The following is a 17,077-nucleotide window of genomic DNA, read 5'->3' as shown; positions in this document are numbered from 1 at the left end:
TGCCCGGCACCAACCAGGCTAGAAGTCAGATCTCAAAGCTCCTCCAAAGCCGACAACGCATCACTAAGCTTGGTCACGGGAATCACTTTCATCCCCTCAATCGCCTTACGAGGTGCATTAGACTTAGGCACCAGCGCGCGCGTAAACCCATGCTTGGCAGCCTCGTAAATGCGTTCCTGACCACTGGGCACCGGCCGAATCTCGCCGGAAAGGCCGACCTCGCCGAAAATCACCAGATCCTGAGGCAGGGCACGGTCGCGGAAAGACGACACAATCGCCGCAAGCAGCGCCAGATCCGCACTGGTCTCGTTGACCTTCACGCCGCCCACCACATTCACAAACACATCCTGATCCGACACATGCATACCACCATGGCGATGCAGCACCGCTAACAGCATCGCCAGCCGGTTCTGATCAAGCCCCACGGCAACGCGTCTCGGGTATCCCCCCTGGGCCATATCCACCAGCGCCTGAATCTCCACCAGCATAGGACGAGTGCCTTCCCAGACCACCATCACTACGCTGCCGGGAGCCGCTTCCTCGCCGCGGTTCAGGAAGATGGCACTGGGGTTCTTCACTTCCTTCAGGCCCTGTTCCAGCATCGCAAACACGCCCAGTTCGTTAACCGCGCCAAAGCGGTTCTTGATGCCCCTCAGGGTGCGGTAACGGCTATCGCTGGAGCCTTCCAGAAGGATGGAGCAATCGATCATATGCTCCAGCACCTTTGGCCCCGCAAGGCTGCCGTCTTTGGTAACGTGGCCTACCAGAAACAGGATGGTGCCAGTCTGTTTGGCGAAACGGGTCAGATAAGCTGCGCTTTCGCGGACCTGGGAGACGCTGCCTGGTGCCGATTCCGACTCGGCCACGTGCATCACCTGGATACTGTCCACCACCAGGATGCGGGGTTTTTCCGCCTCTGCAACCTGCATGACCCGTTCAACGCTCGTTTCCGAGAGCATCTTCAGGTCTTTGGTGGGCAGCCCCAGGCGCTTGGCGCGCATGGCGACCTGCTGTAGCGATTCCTCGCCTGTGACGTACAGGGCGGGAACGCTCGACGCCAGGTGGCAGACGGCCTGAAGCAACAGGGTGCTCTTGCCGGCGCCAGGATGGCCGCCCATCAGGATGGCGGAACCCTCCACCAGACCGCCTCCCAGCACGCGGTCGAACTCCTGCATGCCGGAGCTGATACGGGGCTGTTCAGCAAGACTGACGTCGTCCAGGCTTTTCACTTCCGACAGGCTGCCTGCAAAGCCCTCGAAGCGGCTCCCGCGGGCACCCCTGGCGTTACCGCCGCTGACCCCTCGAACTTCGCTAATCGTGTTCCAGGCCTGGCAGGCAGTGCATTGCCCCTGCCACTTGGAATAGTCTGCACCGCACTCGGTGCAGACGTAGGCGGTTTTCGCTTTTGCCATCAGGCCAGCTTCTTGTACTTCATGCGCTGGGGCACCATGGCGGAATCCCCTTTGCGCTTCTTATGATCTTCATCGTAATCACTGAAGTTGCCCTCGAAATAGACCACCTCGCCATCGTCCTCAAACGCCAGGATATGAGTGGCCACACGGTCGAGGAACCAGCGGTCGTGCGAGATCACCAAAGCGGAGCCGGGGAAGTTGAGCAAGGCTTCCTCCAGGGCGCGCAAAGTTTCAACGTCCAGATCGTTGGTGGGTTCGTCCAGCAGCAAGACGTTGCCGCCTTCCTTCAGCAATTTCGCCAGGTGCAGTCGGTTGCGCTCACCGCCGGACAGATCGGCGACCCGTTTCTGCTGATCCGAACCCTTGAAGTTGAAGCGGCCCACGTAGGCCCGTGACGGCGTCTCGTAATTACCGATCTTGATGATGTCGTTGCCGTCGCTGAGCTCTTCCCAGACAGTATTGTCTCCGTTCAGATCCCGCATCTGGTCCACATAGGCCAGCCTGACGGTTTCACCCACGGTGATGGTGCCGGAGTTCGGTTTGTCGTAGTCGCCAATCATCCGGAACAGCGTGGACTTGCCCGCACCGTTGCCGCCGATGATGCCGACAATCGCACCCGGGGGGACGCTGAGTGACACGTCTTCGTAAAGCAGGCGGTCATCAAAGGACTTGCTGATGCCATCAATCTCAATCACCTTGTCGCCCAGGCGAGGGCCAGGTGGAATATACAGCTCATTGGTCTCGTTGCGCTTCTGGAATTCCTGGGAACTCATTTCCTCAAAACGGGCCAGGCGGGCCTTGCTCTTGGACTGTCGGCCCTTGGCGTTACTGCGGACCCACTCCAGCTCGTGTTTGATGGTCTTCTGGCGCGACGCTTCCTGTTTGGCTTCAACTTCCAGGCGTTTTTCCTTGTTCTCCAGCCACTGGCTGTAGTTGCCCTCAAACGGAATGCCCTGGCCACGGTCCAGTTCCAGAATCCAGCCGGCGACGTTGTCGAGGAAGTAGCGGTCGTGGGTGATGGCGACCACTGTGCCGGTATAGTCGTGAAGGAAGCGTTCCAGCCAGGCTACAGACTCCGCATCCAGGTGGTTGGTAGGCTCGTCCAGCAACAGCATGTCCGGGCTGGACAGCAGCAGGCGGCAAAGTGCCACGCGGCGTCGCTCACCACCGGATAGGTTCTTCACCATGGCGTCCCAGGCCGGCAGACGAAGGGCATCAGCTGCCACTTCCATCTTGCGCTCAATATCGTGACCGTCAGACGCCTGTATGAAGGCTTCCAGCTCGCCCTGTTTCTTGGCGAGGGCATCAAAGTCGGCATCCGGCTCGGCATAGGCGGCATAGACCTGGTCCAGCTCCGCCAACGCGTCATGGACGCCCGAGACCGCCTCATCGACGATTTCCTTGACGGTCTTGGCGTCGTCCAGCTCCGGTTCCTGGGGCAGGTATCCAACGTTGATGCCGGGCTGGGGGCGGGCCTCGCCAATGTAATCCTGATCGATACCAGCCATAATACGTAGCAACGTAGACTTACCGGCACCGTTCAAGCCCAGTACGCCGATCTTGGCGCCCGGGAAAAAGCTCAGGGAAATGTCTTTAAGGATTTCACGCTTGGGCGGAACCACCTTGCCCACGCGGTTCATGGTGTATACGTAAGAGCCTGTTTTTCCTGTTTTGTCACCTTTTGACATGGTTCAACTCACCTATAGTATTGTTTCTGAGCCGCTTTGAGGGTGGTGATGCGCGCTCAAAGTCGAAAAATAAAAAGTTAGGTTTTGCATTGCCTAAGTTCTGTTCCTGACTATACTTAAAAAAGTTAATTTTCAGGAAGGGGCGATGTGGGTTTCCAAGTCATAGAACAAGTGGTGAATGCTGCTCGAAGAAAGCTGCTGGTGCAAGACCTGATTCCGGTCTATTACCCCAATTTATACATCACCCTCGAACTCTCTGGCAGAGCCCTCGAAACTACCAAGAAGTATCTGGAGCATCTGGCTGTGTTTGAAGAGTTTCTGGCCTTTTCCTCCATTGACCTCATTTCTCGCCTCGAACAGCGCCCTAAAAGCCAATACCTGACAGACAGTGAACTTTCTAGCTTTGTGTCGGACGCGGGGTTTAGCAAGAAAACCTTGGCTTTGAAGTATGCGGGGACGCGCTTGCATCCGACTACATACAAATCCGTTGGCAAAGTCCATGCGCGGCAGCGAATCGAAGCGGTACGCGACTATCTGGTTTTCCTCTATGAGAAGTTGGGTGATCTCTCAACACGATTTGAGGCGGTTGACGATGTGAAAAGGCGTATCAACCGCAAGATCAAGGCGGCCAGCCCTGCGTGGAAAAAAACACGAATTGACGAAATGAAGGGGCTTACCAGTCAGGAGCGAACTCGATTGCTGGAAATCATGCATCCGGACAGCGCCGATAACCCCTTTTCAGATGAAGCCATCAGGCAGCGTAACTACATCATTTTGCTGTTAGGTCTCGATATGGGTCTGCGACGCTCCGAGATGTTGCTGATCAAGACCAGCGATATTCACTGGCATAGTCGTCAACTAGCGGTGGTCAACTTGGAGGACGAGAGCCTCGATCCGCGATCGATGGCCCCGCAATTCAAAACCCACGAGCGTATGCTGGTAATGACTGATGACCTGTATGACGCGATCAGTGAGTACGAATCCAGATATCGCTCTAGAAAGCCGCATAGAGGCGCCTCGCTAGCCAAGAAGCATCCATTTCTACTCGTCGCACACAAACGAAATGAGGGGGCCCCTCTAACCATCAAAGCCGTCGATGGCGTTCTGTCCACAGTCCGAGAAAAAGCTCCGGAGCTGGCGCATGTTCACCCGCATATTCTGAGGCATGACGCGGTCTACACCATGCTGGAAAGCATGCGTGAGGAACTGGCCACACTCTCACCGGAGGATCGCACCACTCAGGTTCAAAAGACCCTCACATGGATGTTCGGTTGGAGTCCGGAATCAAACATGCCCGGTCTGTACGGCAAGAAATTCTGGAAGGAAGAGGCAGACAAAGCGATACAGAAACGGGCTGAGCGGTTTAAAGCCAACCGTCAGAAGGCTAAGGCCGGCACGATAGATGGAGATCCAGCGTGAAAATTGCCGTCGATGCACTTCAGGCACCCACGAAGAACACACTCGATGCATGGCTGAACACACCGCGCTTGGCAAAGTGTGGGGAGTTGTTTACACCTGCTGATCCGATGTGGAAACCGGATAAATCGGTCCAGAACTCAGTCAACTGGGAAGCAGCCCTTGCCTGCGTCTCGCCAGCTTGGCGGCCTTGGCTGCACGCCGCCCTGGCCTATCGAATGGCCGATCAGGCAGCGATGACGGTTTTTGGCGTCGCCAGTGTGTTGTCGCGGGCTTTTCAGGCCGGGCGCGACCCGCTCAATGAGACACACCTTATCGATCTGCGGGAGCGCTTTAACAGTGGTGAATTTAGTGCTCTTGCTGCTTTCATGACGTTTTGGCACGACTGCGAATCCCTCGAACAGCGCCCGTCGCAATCCCTGATCGACGCCTACAAGGCGCTGCCGAGAAAAAAAGGGTCCAGCAAAGATGTGGTTCTTAGTCTCGACCCCGAACATGGCCCGTTCACGCAAGTGGAGCAGGACGCGCTGCACCAATGGATACATGAGCAGTTTTGTCACGATCAGTTAGATCCGGAGCATTACCTGTACCTGCGCATGGTAATGATTTACGGACAGCGTGGTGCTCAGGTGCGCATGATGGTTTTTGGTGATTTCACGAAAACTGACCACGGCTGCAAGGTCAGGATTTATTGGGGAAAACGAAAAGACGATGAGGCGGGTTGGCGAGCAAAGTCCGAAACGTTCAGTCTGGATCAAGACCTCTTTAACACCGTGCAGGCATACAAGGCGCTGGTTCTGGCGCAGCTTTGGCAAACTTATCCAGGCCGCGCAGACTGGGACGCCGCCATTGAGAATGTACCGCTCTTTCGTCGGAAGCTGGGTGATGAAGCAAAATTTCGGGAGCGGGTAAATCCCCCTGGTTTGCTCGATAGCCCCCACCAAAAAGCCCTCGAAGACGCGCCGCAGCCGATCTTTCATGCAGGGCCTGCAACGGTCGGTGCCTGGCTTGCGCGCGTCGAGAGGAAGGAAGGCTTCCCGATTTCGCCTCGCACGCATCAGCCGCTGAAAGTGACGCGGGGGCATCGGTTTAGGCACACGCTTGGTACGGACCTGTCCAATGCGGGGCTGGATGAGTGGGCGATAGCCAGCGCATTGATGCACAAAACTACTCGGACAGTGCGCAAATACCGGCAGGTTTCGGCGGAGTTAATGGCGCTGATCGACGCGAAGATGAGCGATCATCTGGCGTTGGTGGTGAATGCATTTACCGGGCGCATCGTCACGGATCGCTCCTCAGCGAAAAACGGCGATCAAGCCGATCGACAAATTGAGGATTTGGCGGTGTGTGGTGCCGATGCCACCTGCCATCTTGATGCGCCGTTTACCTGTTACCAATGTGGAAAATTCCAGCCATTTCGAGACGCCGATCACGGCGCTGTCCTGGCGCGATTGGAGCGCCGAAGGGCGCAGACCATTGTCACAGATAAAACGACTGGTGTGCTCTGGGATCGGGCGATTCTTGCCTGCCGCAAGGTCATTCTCGATTGCGAGGTAATGCGCCAAACCGGTTCAGAGTGCGCTAATCAATGACAAAATCCTCCGATTCGAAGTCAACACATCACATCGTTGATTTTAAGCCGAAGAGCCACCGAGATGCAGAGGCTCAGCTCGAGGCGTTTGTTCAATGGGCCAAACAAACTCTGCCCAAAGGTATTCCCGATCGCGTGCACGAAAGTATTCTCTGGGAAGACTTAAGCTGGCATAAGCATGGTTTCACTAGCTGCAGTTTCACGGCGCTTGGATCGACGATAGCTGCCCCAAGGACGATGCAGCCCCCCTTCATCGAGTTTGCTAAGGCCATCTTGGTATATCGGCGGGTGTATTCTCATATGAAGTCGTTGCAACCCTGGCTTTCCGCCATGAAGGCTTTGGAGGCTGCCTTGGTCGACCTGACTGGCTCGCGGGATGTGACGCGGGTGACCGCCGCTGTCTGTAATAGGGCGTGCGAACACATGAACCGTCACTGGACAAAGGGCGCCGCCCCATACCGACACAGCAAGACACTTATGCAAATTGTCGCCCTGATGCGGGCCAAAAAACTGCTCAGGACGGATTTCCGGTGGTCCTCTCCGCTGACAGATAAGAAGCGTCGCACGCTCGAGCAGCAAAAAGTAGATAGGCAACAAAAACTACCCAGTCGTGAAGTAATTTATGCTCTTGGAGAGATATTCAACAACGAAATGACCCGTGCTCTCGATATCGTTGTGACCTCGGCCTGTGCGTTGCTGCTGAGTGCCCCGAGTCGCGTGGGAGAATTGGCGGATGTTGAGTTGGATTGCTTGGTGTTTAAAGAGAATGCTAGTGGCCATCGCCGAATGTTCCTGCGCTGGTATGCGGAAAAGAAAAATCAGGTGATACTGAAGCCGGTTGTCAGCCCGGAGATGGAGCCGGTCGTCGAGCGGGCCCTCGCGTTGCTAAAACTGGTTACCGATGAGGCGCGGGCCTATGCGGCCTGGCTGGAAGACCATCCCGATGAATTTCCACGCCACAAAGGGCTGCCATCCAAAGGTCCTGATGAGCCGCTCACCTATACCGAAGCTTGTGCTGCGCTGCAAATCAAGGTTCGTGAGACAAGCTCACCGCGATCAATTTTTAAATCGTATTTCGTAGGGTCTCTGAAGAGGCCAGAGACGCTGAGCCCGGCTGCCCGTAGGATCTTGGCCGAGATCCTTGAAGGGTGGGATACCAGCCGAGGCAGGCAAATCCGCTTTAAGGGCAAGCCAGGAGTCCAGAGATTTGAGTTTGACGACCGGTTCGTGCTTACGCTGCGCAAGCTAAATGTTCTGTTGCGCGAGAAGTATCTCCCGAAGGACTTTCCCTACACCACGCCGTACACGGAGGGCAAAGCTCGTGTGAAGTACCGTGATGCGTTGTTCACAGTACGCACGGGAGCATTGGCTGAGGGCTCCGGTGCCGCGAGTGTCAAACGCGGGTTTGGCGTAGAGATCGCGGCGGATCCCAACCGAATGTCGGCGCGATTGGGCAATTGGAAAAACCCGGCTGTGAAAAATCTGTTCGAGTACCATGGTTACCACAGTCTTAGGGTAAACACGCACGCGTTTCGGCACGAACTCAACACAGAAATGCATCGGGCTGGCTTGTCCCAATTGCTGATAGACGCCTTCTCCGGGCGCACGACGATGGGATCGGTTTACAACCATGAAACCATCGAGGAAAGGGCCCAAAGAGTTGCGACTTACCACCCCAAAATCAAGAGCAGCAACGCGAGTCAGACTCTGGATAAGGTCAAAACCAATCAGCCGCTGAGCCTGGGGGATGTGAAAGATCTGCTCGAAGGTGAGCAGGACCGAATTATCCATCAAACTCACATCGGCGTCTGTGTGCATGACTTTGCCTCTGAGCCCTGTCCAAAAATGGGAGCCTGTTTGGACTGCGGACGGCTCGGGTGCGTCAAAGGGGATGATGTCAAGCTGGTCAACCTCAAGGAAGAACGCGACGACATTAAACTCCGCCTCGATAAAGCCCTGGGTGCCATGTCACGCGGTGTTTGTGGAGCCTGCGAGTGGGTCAAAAGACTAGAGAAAAAACTCTACAAGTGCGAAGCGCTAATCGAAACATTGGAAAACCCTGAACTTGAGAACGGTGCCGTTGTGTGGAACGCCGATAACGGTTGGACGCTAACCAAGAATGCCGTCATCATGTCGAGGCAGATGGACGTCAATTTCATCGACGAGAGCCGAACGCAGGATGCGTTGCCATCGTTGGATGATGTTTCGGCTTTGTTGAATGAGATTGAGGGTTAGCGATGGGCCATCTAACGCCTAAAGACGAGCAACGAATCATCAAGCTGATTGAAGAGTGGTCAGAGCCGAAGTTGACCTGGCCGTTGCTTGTGGAGGCCTGCAAAGAGGAATTAGGGATTAGTCGTGCTCGCCAGTCTCTGATGAAGCTACCTGCCGTTGATTTGGCGATGAAAAATCGTAAGGCGGCATTGAAGGTTCAGAACCTCAAGCCTGGCTGGATCAAAGATATTCAGGCGGCCAACCAGCGCATTGAGGAACTGACCGCGAAGAATCAGAAGTTATTGGCAGCCGTCCGAGATATGCATGCGCGTTTCCTCATTTGGCAGGCGAACGCTGACATGCACGGGCTTTCGCAATCAGAGCTAGAGCGGCCGGTCTACCAGCTTCAAAAAAAGACTTAATCTCTCGCAGCTTCGCTCAAGCGAGGACGCGAGTATATTTTGTGCTTCAAGATCCGGTCTGGAGCATGCTGGAAAACGCCTACTTTAGCCCCTAAATTCGTCAAATTTCTTGTGGCGAGGAATTAGTATGATGGGAAGTGTATCCAGTTATCGGACGCCCATCGGAAACCTTGTCTCTACCCTAAACCTGAACAATTTGTTCAAAGCAGAAGTAACAAGGCAGCCCACTCGCAATTTTTTTGCCTTCGATTATCCGAGAACGCCCTGATACCCGGTAAAAAAGCTAGGAATTCGCGAAATGGGGTGTAGGCCCGAGTGTCCCTCGGCAAAATGCTCTAAGAATTGTGGTGCAAAGGTGCAATTTAAGTATCCTCGCCAGTCCGATCTTTCGATCGTTATTGAAAAACGCCGTTAGTTTTACATTCTTCTTATTTTTTCGGGCGCCCATCGGATTTATCGGGCGCCCACTGGAAACCGTGTCTCTACTTAAAATCTGAACGTTTCTCGTTCAAAACGAAAGCGACAAGGCAGCCAACTGGCAATTTTTTTACCTTCGATTATCCGAGAACGCCCTGACACCCTTAAAAAAAGGGCTAGGAACTCGCCAATTCGAAAGTGGATCTGAGGTCTCCTCAGGGTCGACTGCTCATGACAGGGCCTCCTATGCTCGAATCATAGGTCAGGAGTGTCTAGTGGACCGGGGTAAGTCGATTTTTCACCCTCGCCAGTCCGCGATTCCAACCGCATCGAGAGTAAATGGCCTCTGGTTTCACAATTCTTCCTATTTATCGGACGCCCATCGGATCGAGTGGTGACGCCCAATTACATCTAGGAGATGGACTTTTTGTAGGGCGCGGTGCTCGATGGCCGGCGACTTGGCTTTTTGACTATCAGTGATCCTCTCATTGCGGAGTGTGGCCCGGCATAGTGGTCAAAAAAAAACATAAATCGTCGGCCGTACAATCACAACGGCGAAATCGACCTCTCTCTTCTCCGCCCTTCGCCCACCATTTCCGGATGCCGACCAAGAGAAGAGTCCTGTCTTGACCTATCATTTTTTGGCCCCTCGATATCCTGAGAGTGGAACTCAGAGCCCGAATGTCAGGGCGCCAGCCAACACAAACAGAGAAATGAACCCTATTTCTGGCACTTTCTCCAACCAATCATGCTAGCAATGAGGTCGAAGGCGAGGTTTTCCGGATGCCGATTAAGAGAGTTGCCCTGTATTGACCTGCATTTTTTTGCCCCTCAATATCCATAGGGCGCAACTCAAAGCCCAGATGTCAAGGTGCAACCAAGGAGAATCGTTGTGCCGAATCGCTCAGTTCCGCGCCGGTATCGGCGACCTTGCAACGGCATCGGTAATCCCCCCGAAAAGCAGAGGCAACTATAATTTGGCAAAGTCGACCGCGCGTCAACCGGTCATATTTGCGCTCTGAGTTATCCGGAATGCGGAGCCAAAGGCTTGAATTTCGATGGATGGTTCGGAAAATCGCAGGCGCATCCCTCCCCTCTGATTGCGCCAGAAAACATGCGGTTTGATGAAGAAAACAGAAGCAACTGGAGGGTGCTGAAGCGGATTAACCGGAATCAGGCATTTGAACGTTGTCGGAGGATAATAATCATGACGACCCACAGAATTGACATAGTGACTGAAGCCAGAGCCCAAAGCCCCCAACTTACCGCTTGGTGGGGTGTAACATAGACGATACCTGATGCCTCAAGGTGGAAAAAAATCGGTATGGCTAGGAGAGTCAAAGTAATCATACCTAGACAAGAGAGTAACAAAATCCAGGCAAGACTAGGCTTAACCAGAGCTGAGAGACGTGCCAAACCAATCAAAGCTATTGGCATAAGAGCCAATAGCAGCAGCGTAGAATCCGATAAATCGATCAACGTGCTACCTCTGGGAGGTGTCGACAAAAACAAGGTTTACCTTCAAGCCTTTGCCAAAAGAAGAAATGTTTAAGTGCGAGGACTGAACAAATTGGTGTTCTAGCTTCATCGCAACGTCATCCACAGAGTTCTCGATAGAAAGTAGAAAGCTAGTTTAAATCAATCTTCTCCATGCGACCGTCAGATTGAGCAATGTACACGTCATCGTTGATGGCGTAGGGCAGTGGTATTCCGCGCTTTTGGGCATTCACCTCGTCGTAGTAAGTGCGAATAGTCTTGTCGTGGTTTTTACCGGCATTGCGGCGCATCTCGCGAAGCTTATCTGCGGTAGTAGCCATTTCAAAGTCCTCCTGAGGTGACGGGAATAATTTGCGTTACCGGCCCAGCCTCGGTTTTGATCCGAGAGTCACACAAACCGAAAACTGCATCAGTGTCCAGTTTACCTCGCCCTTTTTCGATTTCGCACTCCACCTTCTCAGTATTTTTCTCTCTTGAGGGTGACCAGTCAAAAAGTTCGAGTGTCTAGTACCCAGTGTTTTGGTATCTCTCGCATCCTTATTTAAGGCCACATCCTTGGCTGCGCTATGCTTTCATCAGAAAACGGTCGTTTGTTGGACGCTATCTTCGGCCGATCATAGTTGCCAGATTTGCCTTGTTTAGTGTCCAGGAATCCCCTGCAACAATCTACGTCCAGAAAAGGTACGTTTGATTATCATAGGTTATGCAAGGGCAAGCACGATTGACTAGAAGCTAGAACTCCAGGTAGATGCTCTGGAGATAGACGGGGCTGAACAGATCTTCCAGGAAAAGCTCACCGGATCTCAACTAAAGAGACTTGGGTTGCCGCCGTGTCTCCGTATGCTCCGGAACGGAGACGTTTTGGTTGTCTAGATTCTAGAAAAGCATAAATCACGGATTTCCGATTTCCGAGTGGATTTTTGATCCACGAGTTGATCGCGGCTATCTTGATGGTTGTTGCCCATTCTCTCTTCTTGCATGGAGGCAAGTCTTATCCCCTAATTCTCGACAAATGATGTGATTAGTTTGGACCGCCTCTTAGCCCTCGGGCGTGGGACCCAACTGCATATTTGCTTTTTAAAAATGCACCAACGAAAGCCAGATTCGGAGGGCAAGGGCGTGCTGGGGCGTAGGTATTCGGATTCAAAGAGCCAAAAATATCCTAAGTTTTCTCTAAAGGTGTGCAGATTCAATGCTCATGCGACTAAAAAAAGCAGATTATTCCGAATGGGTGGTTCGGAACGCACTGTATTGGCTTTCTCCAACTTCCTCTTGGATTTTGGAGGAGGAAAAGGACGCTTGGCTGGTTCAGTTAGAGATCAATTCCTTTGAGGTATCTGCGGAGTTAAACCGGTTACTGAATGACTATATATTGCGTGAGCAGATAATGGCCAAAACCCAGCACGTCAGAGAATCAATAGCTGGGGAAGTGCTTAAAGCAGTCAATGCAAGGTTGTCCGAAGAATGTTAATGCCGCTAAATTTTGATCGTCTTTCAAGTGGTGATTTCTTTATCAGCAACGGTGCGGGGTTCCATTCGATCGTTGGTGCTGAGAGCTTTGAGAAGCTTGTTAGACTCGACGAAAGTTGTGTAGATAAAGACGTAAGCGACAGTCTTCGACGTAAGCTTTTTTTGACCTCCCAATCAGACCTTCAGGTCTCGCTCGCGTCTTTGGCTAGCGCTCAGTCCAAGCGGCTTTTAGAAGGTCTGCGTTTCAATCCTACTTTCATGATAGTCCCCACGCTTCGGTGCGACCATTCCTGCAATTATTGTCAGGTAAGTAGGGCCTCGCTGAAAGCCCATGAGTATGACTTGGCCCCCTCAAAAATACCTCAGATAATGGCGCTAGTTAAGAAGCTGGGACAGCCGCCGTACAAGATAGAGATCCAAGGCGGGGAGCCTTTGGTAAGGTTCGATCTTGTGAAGGACGTCTATGCCAAAGCGGTTGAAGCGCTGGGAGAGGATTACTTCGAGATGATAATCACGACCAGTCTCTCCCTGATCGACGAGGCTGTGTTGAACTGGGCTAAACCGAGAAAAGTCGGTTTCTCGACTTCCCTTGATGGGTCCGAAGTTGTTCACAACAAGAACCGAATTCTGCCGGGAAATAATTCCCATGCGCTTGTTGTCAGGGGCGTAGAGGCAATAAACAACGTTCTTGGTCCCGGACGCGTCGCAACAGTTACAACTGTGACCAAAGCCCTTCTAAAAGATCCCGAGTCTCTTGTCAGGGCTCACTTAGAGCTTGGTTTGAATGAGATGTTTGTGCGCCCGATTAGCCCCTATGGGTTTGCAAATAAACGCGGGGAAGCGGGCTACTCATTTGAAGAATACATGGACTTTTACGATCGGCTGCTTTCCATCCTCGTAGAAAGAAATCGCGAGGGTCATCCGTTACTCGAGCACTCAGGCGCCATTCATTTAAAGCGCGTTTTCAATCCCGGATTCAATAGTTACGCAGACCTCAAGTCGCCCAGTGGGTTCCTGTTAGATTGCGTGATGTTTAATTATGACGGGCAGATTTTTGGGAGTGACGAGGCAAGGATGCTTCAACGAGTATTAGGAAACGTGGATTTTTCCTGTGGGTCTCTGGAGAATTTTGATGCGGAGTCAAACCCGCTTTATACAAAGGTTCTGACGGACTCAATGAACTCCATTCATCCGGGGTGTGAGCAGTGTGCATATCAACCTTTTTGTGGGACGGACCCCTGTCAGTCGATAAGCGAGCAAGGAGAACCTATTGGGGATAAATCCATTTCGACATTTTGTAACTATCACAAATCAATGTTTCGATATTTGGTAGACCGGTACTACAGCGATCATGATGCAAGAGAACTGCTGGAGACCTGGCACCATGGTTAATGCTGTGAGAAAGGACATCTTTTCAGTCCCGTCGGACATTGAACTTGACCCCGGTTGTCGACTTCTGAGGAAAGCCGGTAACACGACCCTCAGCTCAGATGGTTTATTGGATGAAGTTCTGGTTCTTCGTGAAGATTCAGCGATTGAACTTCCGGAGTCCGGGCCCAGTTCTAGGTCTTTTATAGTTTCAACGGAGCTCTACGATTCGATCGAAGATGGTGACGTCGGAATGTTCACAGGTAGAGGGAACGTTCGAGTAATTCTCTCTCGTAGGGCGAATCACAATACCCTATTGGTGACTGAGAGATGCGACAACCGATGTTCGTTTTGCTCTCAACCTCCCAAGCAGAACAATGATGATTGGCTTCTTAGTCAGGCCGCTATGGCTCTGGCCGCTTTTGGTAGTGAAGAGACTGTCGGAATAAGCGGAGGTGAGCCTCTTCTCTACGGGGACGCTTTTGTGAAATTTCTGGATTTTGTCCAGAAGAGTTCTCCTAAAACTGATTTGCATGTCCTTTCCAATGGACGAGCATTCTCAGACAGCTCTTTCGCAAAAAAAATTGGGGCTAGAGCAAGCTCTAATATCACGTTTGGGATACCGCTCTATGCGAGCTTGGGAGAAGTTCATGATGAGCTGGTTGGAGCACCAGGTGCTTTTTCAGATACTGTGAAAGGCCTCATAAATGCCGGTAATGCTGGGATCCCCATCGAACTGCGCTTCATTCCAACACAAATGAATCTAGATGAAATAGTCCCGACCATCGAGTTTGTTCTCCGGTGCTTATCCAACGTCATTCAGATTTCTATCATGAATTTGGAGCCAACGGGTTGGGCTCGCAAAAACTGGTCAAACCTTTATTGCGATCCCAGTATTTATGCCCGAGATCTCAAGCGAGGCGTGAGAATGGTTCGCGATGCAGGACTGCCTGTCCTCCTGTTCAATTACCCCTTATGCCACTTACCGGAAGAGCTCCGAGATGCCGCTGTAAAGTCCATCTCCGATTGGAAGAATTTCTATCCAGAAGAATGTGACGATTGTGTGCTCAAGCAAAGTTGCTCGGGCTATTTCAGTTCGTCTCAAGGGAAATTCCACGAGTCACCAAGGAAGATAGTATGAAGAAAAAAAATAGTCTGGCCGCGCTTCTGCCGGGGTTCCTCGCAATCTCAGAGGGAACAAATGCGATTGAGGAAGCACCTAATACTGAAGATGTCGTCTTTGACGCGTTACAAGGGATCGAGATCGCGCCGTTGAACGTTCATACACCGCTTTATATTGCAGCGCATCGTAGCCATAGCTCTCATCGCAGCCACAGTTCTCATCGGTCATCGTCGGGCAGCAGCGGTTATAAATCATACCCTTCCACTCCTGCGCCTAAACCAACCCCTAAAAGATCTAGCCCATCTCCGAGTCCCTCCTGGCCGAGTACGGCAGATCCTTTAGGGCAGCCATCGACGCCTGCGTTCACTGCTCCGAAAACTACAAAAAAAGACTATAGCGACCGAATGAAGGTAATCATGCGAGTACAGCTCGGTTTAATGCTTGGGGGGTTTTATGACGGGGAAATCGACGGAATGATGGGGCCTAAAACTCGGATGGCGATACAAGATTATCGTGATGAGAAGAATCTATCCGCCGGGAACCTCATTGACTCTGAGCTTCTGAACTCACTGGGTATCGCAGCGCAATGATAAAAACCGTGTTTCAGGTTGTAGTGATTGTTTTCTGCATTACCTGGGTTGGAAAGAACATAGTCGCACCCGCCGCGGCATATTTTTACTTTCAGGGTGACTATAAGCGCCTCGCATCTCAGTGTGCCAATGCCATGGACGAAACATGGTTTGCAGAGCAAGAAGGCTCGGATGAGCTTAAGCAATCTGCGGAAGTCCACCTGATGGTCTGTCATGAGTACGATAAAACGCGGAAAGTGATGTTAGTGATGGGGCTGTCTGAGAACGTTCTCGCGTACCTAGGGTTAAAGGCTTTGGAGACTGAACAACAACCTGTAAGTCGCCTTGTAGAACAGCACAGGTTTCGGGAAAGATGAGTTCATACGGTAGGTTAAGCGTTGTAACTGCGCTCCTCTTTTTTTTAGCTAGCGGTCGAGCAGCTGCCCTGACGCTTGATCAGCAGCTCGACATGATTATAGATGTATATCGGCTTTCTCCAGCGCTATGCGACATCGATCAAGGATTAAAAGACCCAGAAATGGCCTCGGTCGGTGAGGTACTCTTTTCGACGCCCGTCCTTAGCGGCTATCAAGATACTTCTTGTGCGACTTGCCACCTTGATCAGCGAGCACTTACGGACGGACTCCCCATGGCTGTTGGTGTTGGCGCGGAGGGTGAAGGGGAAGAGAGGCTTTCTGGTGATGGAGTTGTAGTCCCGAGGAACGCTTTCACGCTTTTTGGTCGGGCATCTTCTGAGTATGAGGTTTTCTTCTGGGACGGAAAGGTGCTGGCTCAAGATGGAAAAATCTTTTCGCCGATCGGGGAAGGAAAGGACTTGGGCTTTAGGTCGCCTTTGGCCCTAGCGGCAATTTTACCTCTACTCGCTCGTGATGAATTCCTTGGAAAGCAGTCATTCATAGAATCGACCGCCCATCTTGACCTCATAGATTCATCCTACTATGGCGAAAAGGTGGATGCTGCCAATGAAGTGCTCCAGTTGATTCTTGCGGACACTAATAATCAACTTGTGGGTCAGCTCTTGGAGGTATTAGAAGAGAATGGGTTTTCTGCAGCCCAAGTGACGCTGCCATTTGTTGGAAATGCTTTAGCGAGCTTCATCGCAGAAAAAGTCAGTAACTGCCCAAAAACTGATTGGGAACGGTATTTAGACGGACATGTCGACGCTCTTAGCACGGAAGAAAAGCGGGGAGCGATAGTTTTCTTCGGTAAAGGTCGTTGCGCTGCGTGCCATTCTGGTAGCCGTTTTAGCGATTTTCAGTTTCATTCGATCGCTGCACCGCAAGGCGATCTTGGGACCCATATTCATGGCCAAGATATAGGTCGGGCAGGTGTAACTTATGACAAAGATGACCGCTTCCGATTCAGAACGCCACCTTTACTATTAGTTTCTGAAACGCCCCCATACGGACACAGCGGCGCTTTCAGCAGCTTGGAGGAGGTCGTTCTGTTCCACATGAATCCGATTCCATTCTTTGCCGAGAAGGGCTGGAACTCGACACGGGAAAAGCTTACTTATGGCAAGATTCTGGGAAGTCGATCGGAGCTGCTGCAATACATCGATGTCACTTCAAGTGAAGAGTTAGAATCGTTGGTTGCCTTCCTGAGGACTCTGTGAAAAAACTTTATCTGACAGCAAGGGCCAACTGCGCATAATCTGGGGTTTTGGTGAATGGGCATTGAAGTGATGGTGCCAGGCCTCTCCCTGGCGCGTCACACCACTAGGCAGGTGTCGCGTTTGCCTGGCATCCGTGCCGGCGCCGAGCCCCGGTCGTCCTGACTAAACGACTCGCGTCGAGTATCTGTTATTGGGGCGCCCGGGGTAATCCGAGATCTCTGTAAATCCGATAAGACATTTCCTACAGCGAGACA

Annotated in this window: 13 protein-coding genes; 10 read left to right on the top strand and 3 right to left on the bottom strand. The window is 52.2% G+C overall.

Features of this window, described 5'->3' with window-relative positions:
* Positions 1 to 32 precede the first annotated feature (32 nt).
* Positions 33 to 1,412: a DNA repair protein RadA gene (gene radA / locus MDG893_RS17245; RefSeq protein WP_007155110.1), complete on the bottom strand. Its 1,380-nt coding sequence runs from the start codon at positions 1,410 to 1,412 to the stop codon at positions 33 to 35.
* Complete coding sequence (ettA, locus tag MDG893_RS17240) at positions 1,412 to 3,100, bottom strand: energy-dependent translational throttle protein EttA (protein WP_050776522.1); 1,689 nt, start codon at positions 3,098 to 3,100, stop codon at positions 1,412 to 1,414. The genes radA and ettA overlap by 1 nt, the downstream gene beginning before the upstream one ends.
* 147 nt (positions 3,101 to 3,247) lie before the next feature.
* Between ettA and MDG893_RS17235 the strand changes: the two genes are divergently transcribed.
* The 4 genes from MDG893_RS17235 to MDG893_RS17220 are packed head-to-tail and all read left to right on the top strand — an operon-like array spanning position 3,248 to position 8,743.
* Positions 3,248 to 4,519, top strand: coding sequence for a site-specific integrase (locus MDG893_RS17235; RefSeq protein ID WP_007155108.1), 1,272 nt, complete (start codon positions 3,248 to 3,250; stop codon positions 4,517 to 4,519).
* The gene (locus tag MDG893_RS17230) at positions 4,516 to 6,108 is read left to right on the top strand and encodes a tyrosine-type recombinase/integrase (RefSeq protein ID WP_007155107.1); all 1,593 of its coding nucleotides are present in this window, start codon (positions 4,516 to 4,518) and stop codon (positions 6,106 to 6,108) included. The genes MDG893_RS17235 and MDG893_RS17230 overlap by 4 nt, the downstream gene beginning before the upstream one ends.
* Positions 6,105 to 8,342 carry a hypothetical protein gene (locus MDG893_RS17225; protein WP_007155106.1) on the top strand — a complete coding sequence of 746 codons (2,238 nt, stop codon included), beginning with the start codon at positions 6,105 to 6,107 and terminating at the stop codon, positions 8,340 to 8,342. The genes MDG893_RS17230 and MDG893_RS17225 overlap by 4 nt, the downstream gene beginning before the upstream one ends.
* Before the next feature lie 2 nt (positions 8,343 to 8,344).
* The gene (locus MDG893_RS17220; protein WP_007155105.1) at positions 8,345 to 8,743 is read left to right on the top strand and encodes a hypothetical protein; all 399 of its coding nucleotides are present in this window, start codon (positions 8,345 to 8,347) and stop codon (positions 8,741 to 8,743) included.
* Positions 8,744 to 10,788: 2,045 nt separating this feature from the next.
* On the opposite strand, the gene MDG893_RS17215 is transcribed toward MDG893_RS17220, so the two are convergent.
* Positions 10,789 to 10,977 (bottom strand): hypothetical protein, encoded by a 189-nt coding sequence (locus MDG893_RS17215; protein WP_007155103.1) that lies wholly within the window; start codon positions 10,975 to 10,977, stop codon positions 10,789 to 10,791.
* 872 nt (positions 10,978 to 11,849) lie between these two features.
* Here MDG893_RS17215 and hxsD point away from each other — a divergent pair.
* The 6 genes from hxsD to MDG893_RS17185 are packed head-to-tail and all read left to right on the top strand — an operon-like array spanning position 11,850 to position 16,823.
* A complete protein-coding gene (gene hxsD, locus MDG893_RS21445; RefSeq protein ID WP_007155102.1) occupies positions 11,850 to 12,128 on the top strand; it encodes a His-Xaa-Ser system protein HxsD in 279 nt (92 codons plus the stop codon).
* Positions 12,122 to 13,519, top strand: a complete 1,398-nt coding sequence (hxsB, locus tag MDG893_RS17205) for a His-Xaa-Ser system radical SAM maturase HxsB (protein ID WP_040474731.1) — start codon at positions 12,122 to 12,124, stop codon at positions 13,517 to 13,519. The genes hxsD and hxsB overlap by 7 nt, the downstream gene beginning before the upstream one ends.
* Positions 13,479 to 14,636: a His-Xaa-Ser system radical SAM maturase HxsC gene (hxsC, locus tag MDG893_RS17200; RefSeq protein WP_341857564.1), complete on the top strand. Its 1,158-nt coding sequence runs from the start codon at positions 13,479 to 13,481 to the stop codon at positions 14,634 to 14,636. Before hxsB ends, hxsC begins: the two co-directional genes overlap by 41 nt.
* Positions 14,633 to 15,208, top strand: coding sequence for a His-Xaa-Ser repeat protein HxsA (gene hxsA / locus MDG893_RS20775; protein WP_040474730.1), 576 nt, complete (start codon positions 14,633 to 14,635; stop codon positions 15,206 to 15,208). Before hxsC ends, hxsA begins: the two co-directional genes overlap by 4 nt.
* On the top strand, positions 15,205 to 15,564 hold the full coding sequence (locus tag MDG893_RS21440; protein WP_007155098.1) for a TIGR03982 family His-Xaa-Ser system protein: 360 nt from the start codon (positions 15,205 to 15,207) through the stop codon (positions 15,562 to 15,564). Before hxsA ends, MDG893_RS21440 begins: the two co-directional genes overlap by 4 nt.
* Positions 15,561 to 16,823: a His-Xaa-Ser system-associated MauG-like protein gene (locus MDG893_RS17185; RefSeq protein WP_007155097.1), complete on the top strand. Its 1,263-nt coding sequence runs from the start codon at positions 15,561 to 15,563 to the stop codon at positions 16,821 to 16,823. Before MDG893_RS21440 ends, MDG893_RS17185 begins: the two co-directional genes overlap by 4 nt.
* The last annotated feature ends 254 nt before the right edge of the window (positions 16,824 to 17,077 follow it).

The organism is Marinobacter algicola DG893 (assembly GCF_000170835.1).
Classification (GTDB): Bacteria; Pseudomonadota; Gammaproteobacteria; order Pseudomonadales; family Oleiphilaceae; genus Marinobacter; species Marinobacter algicola.
This window is presented reverse-complemented; position numbering and strand designations above follow the sequence as displayed.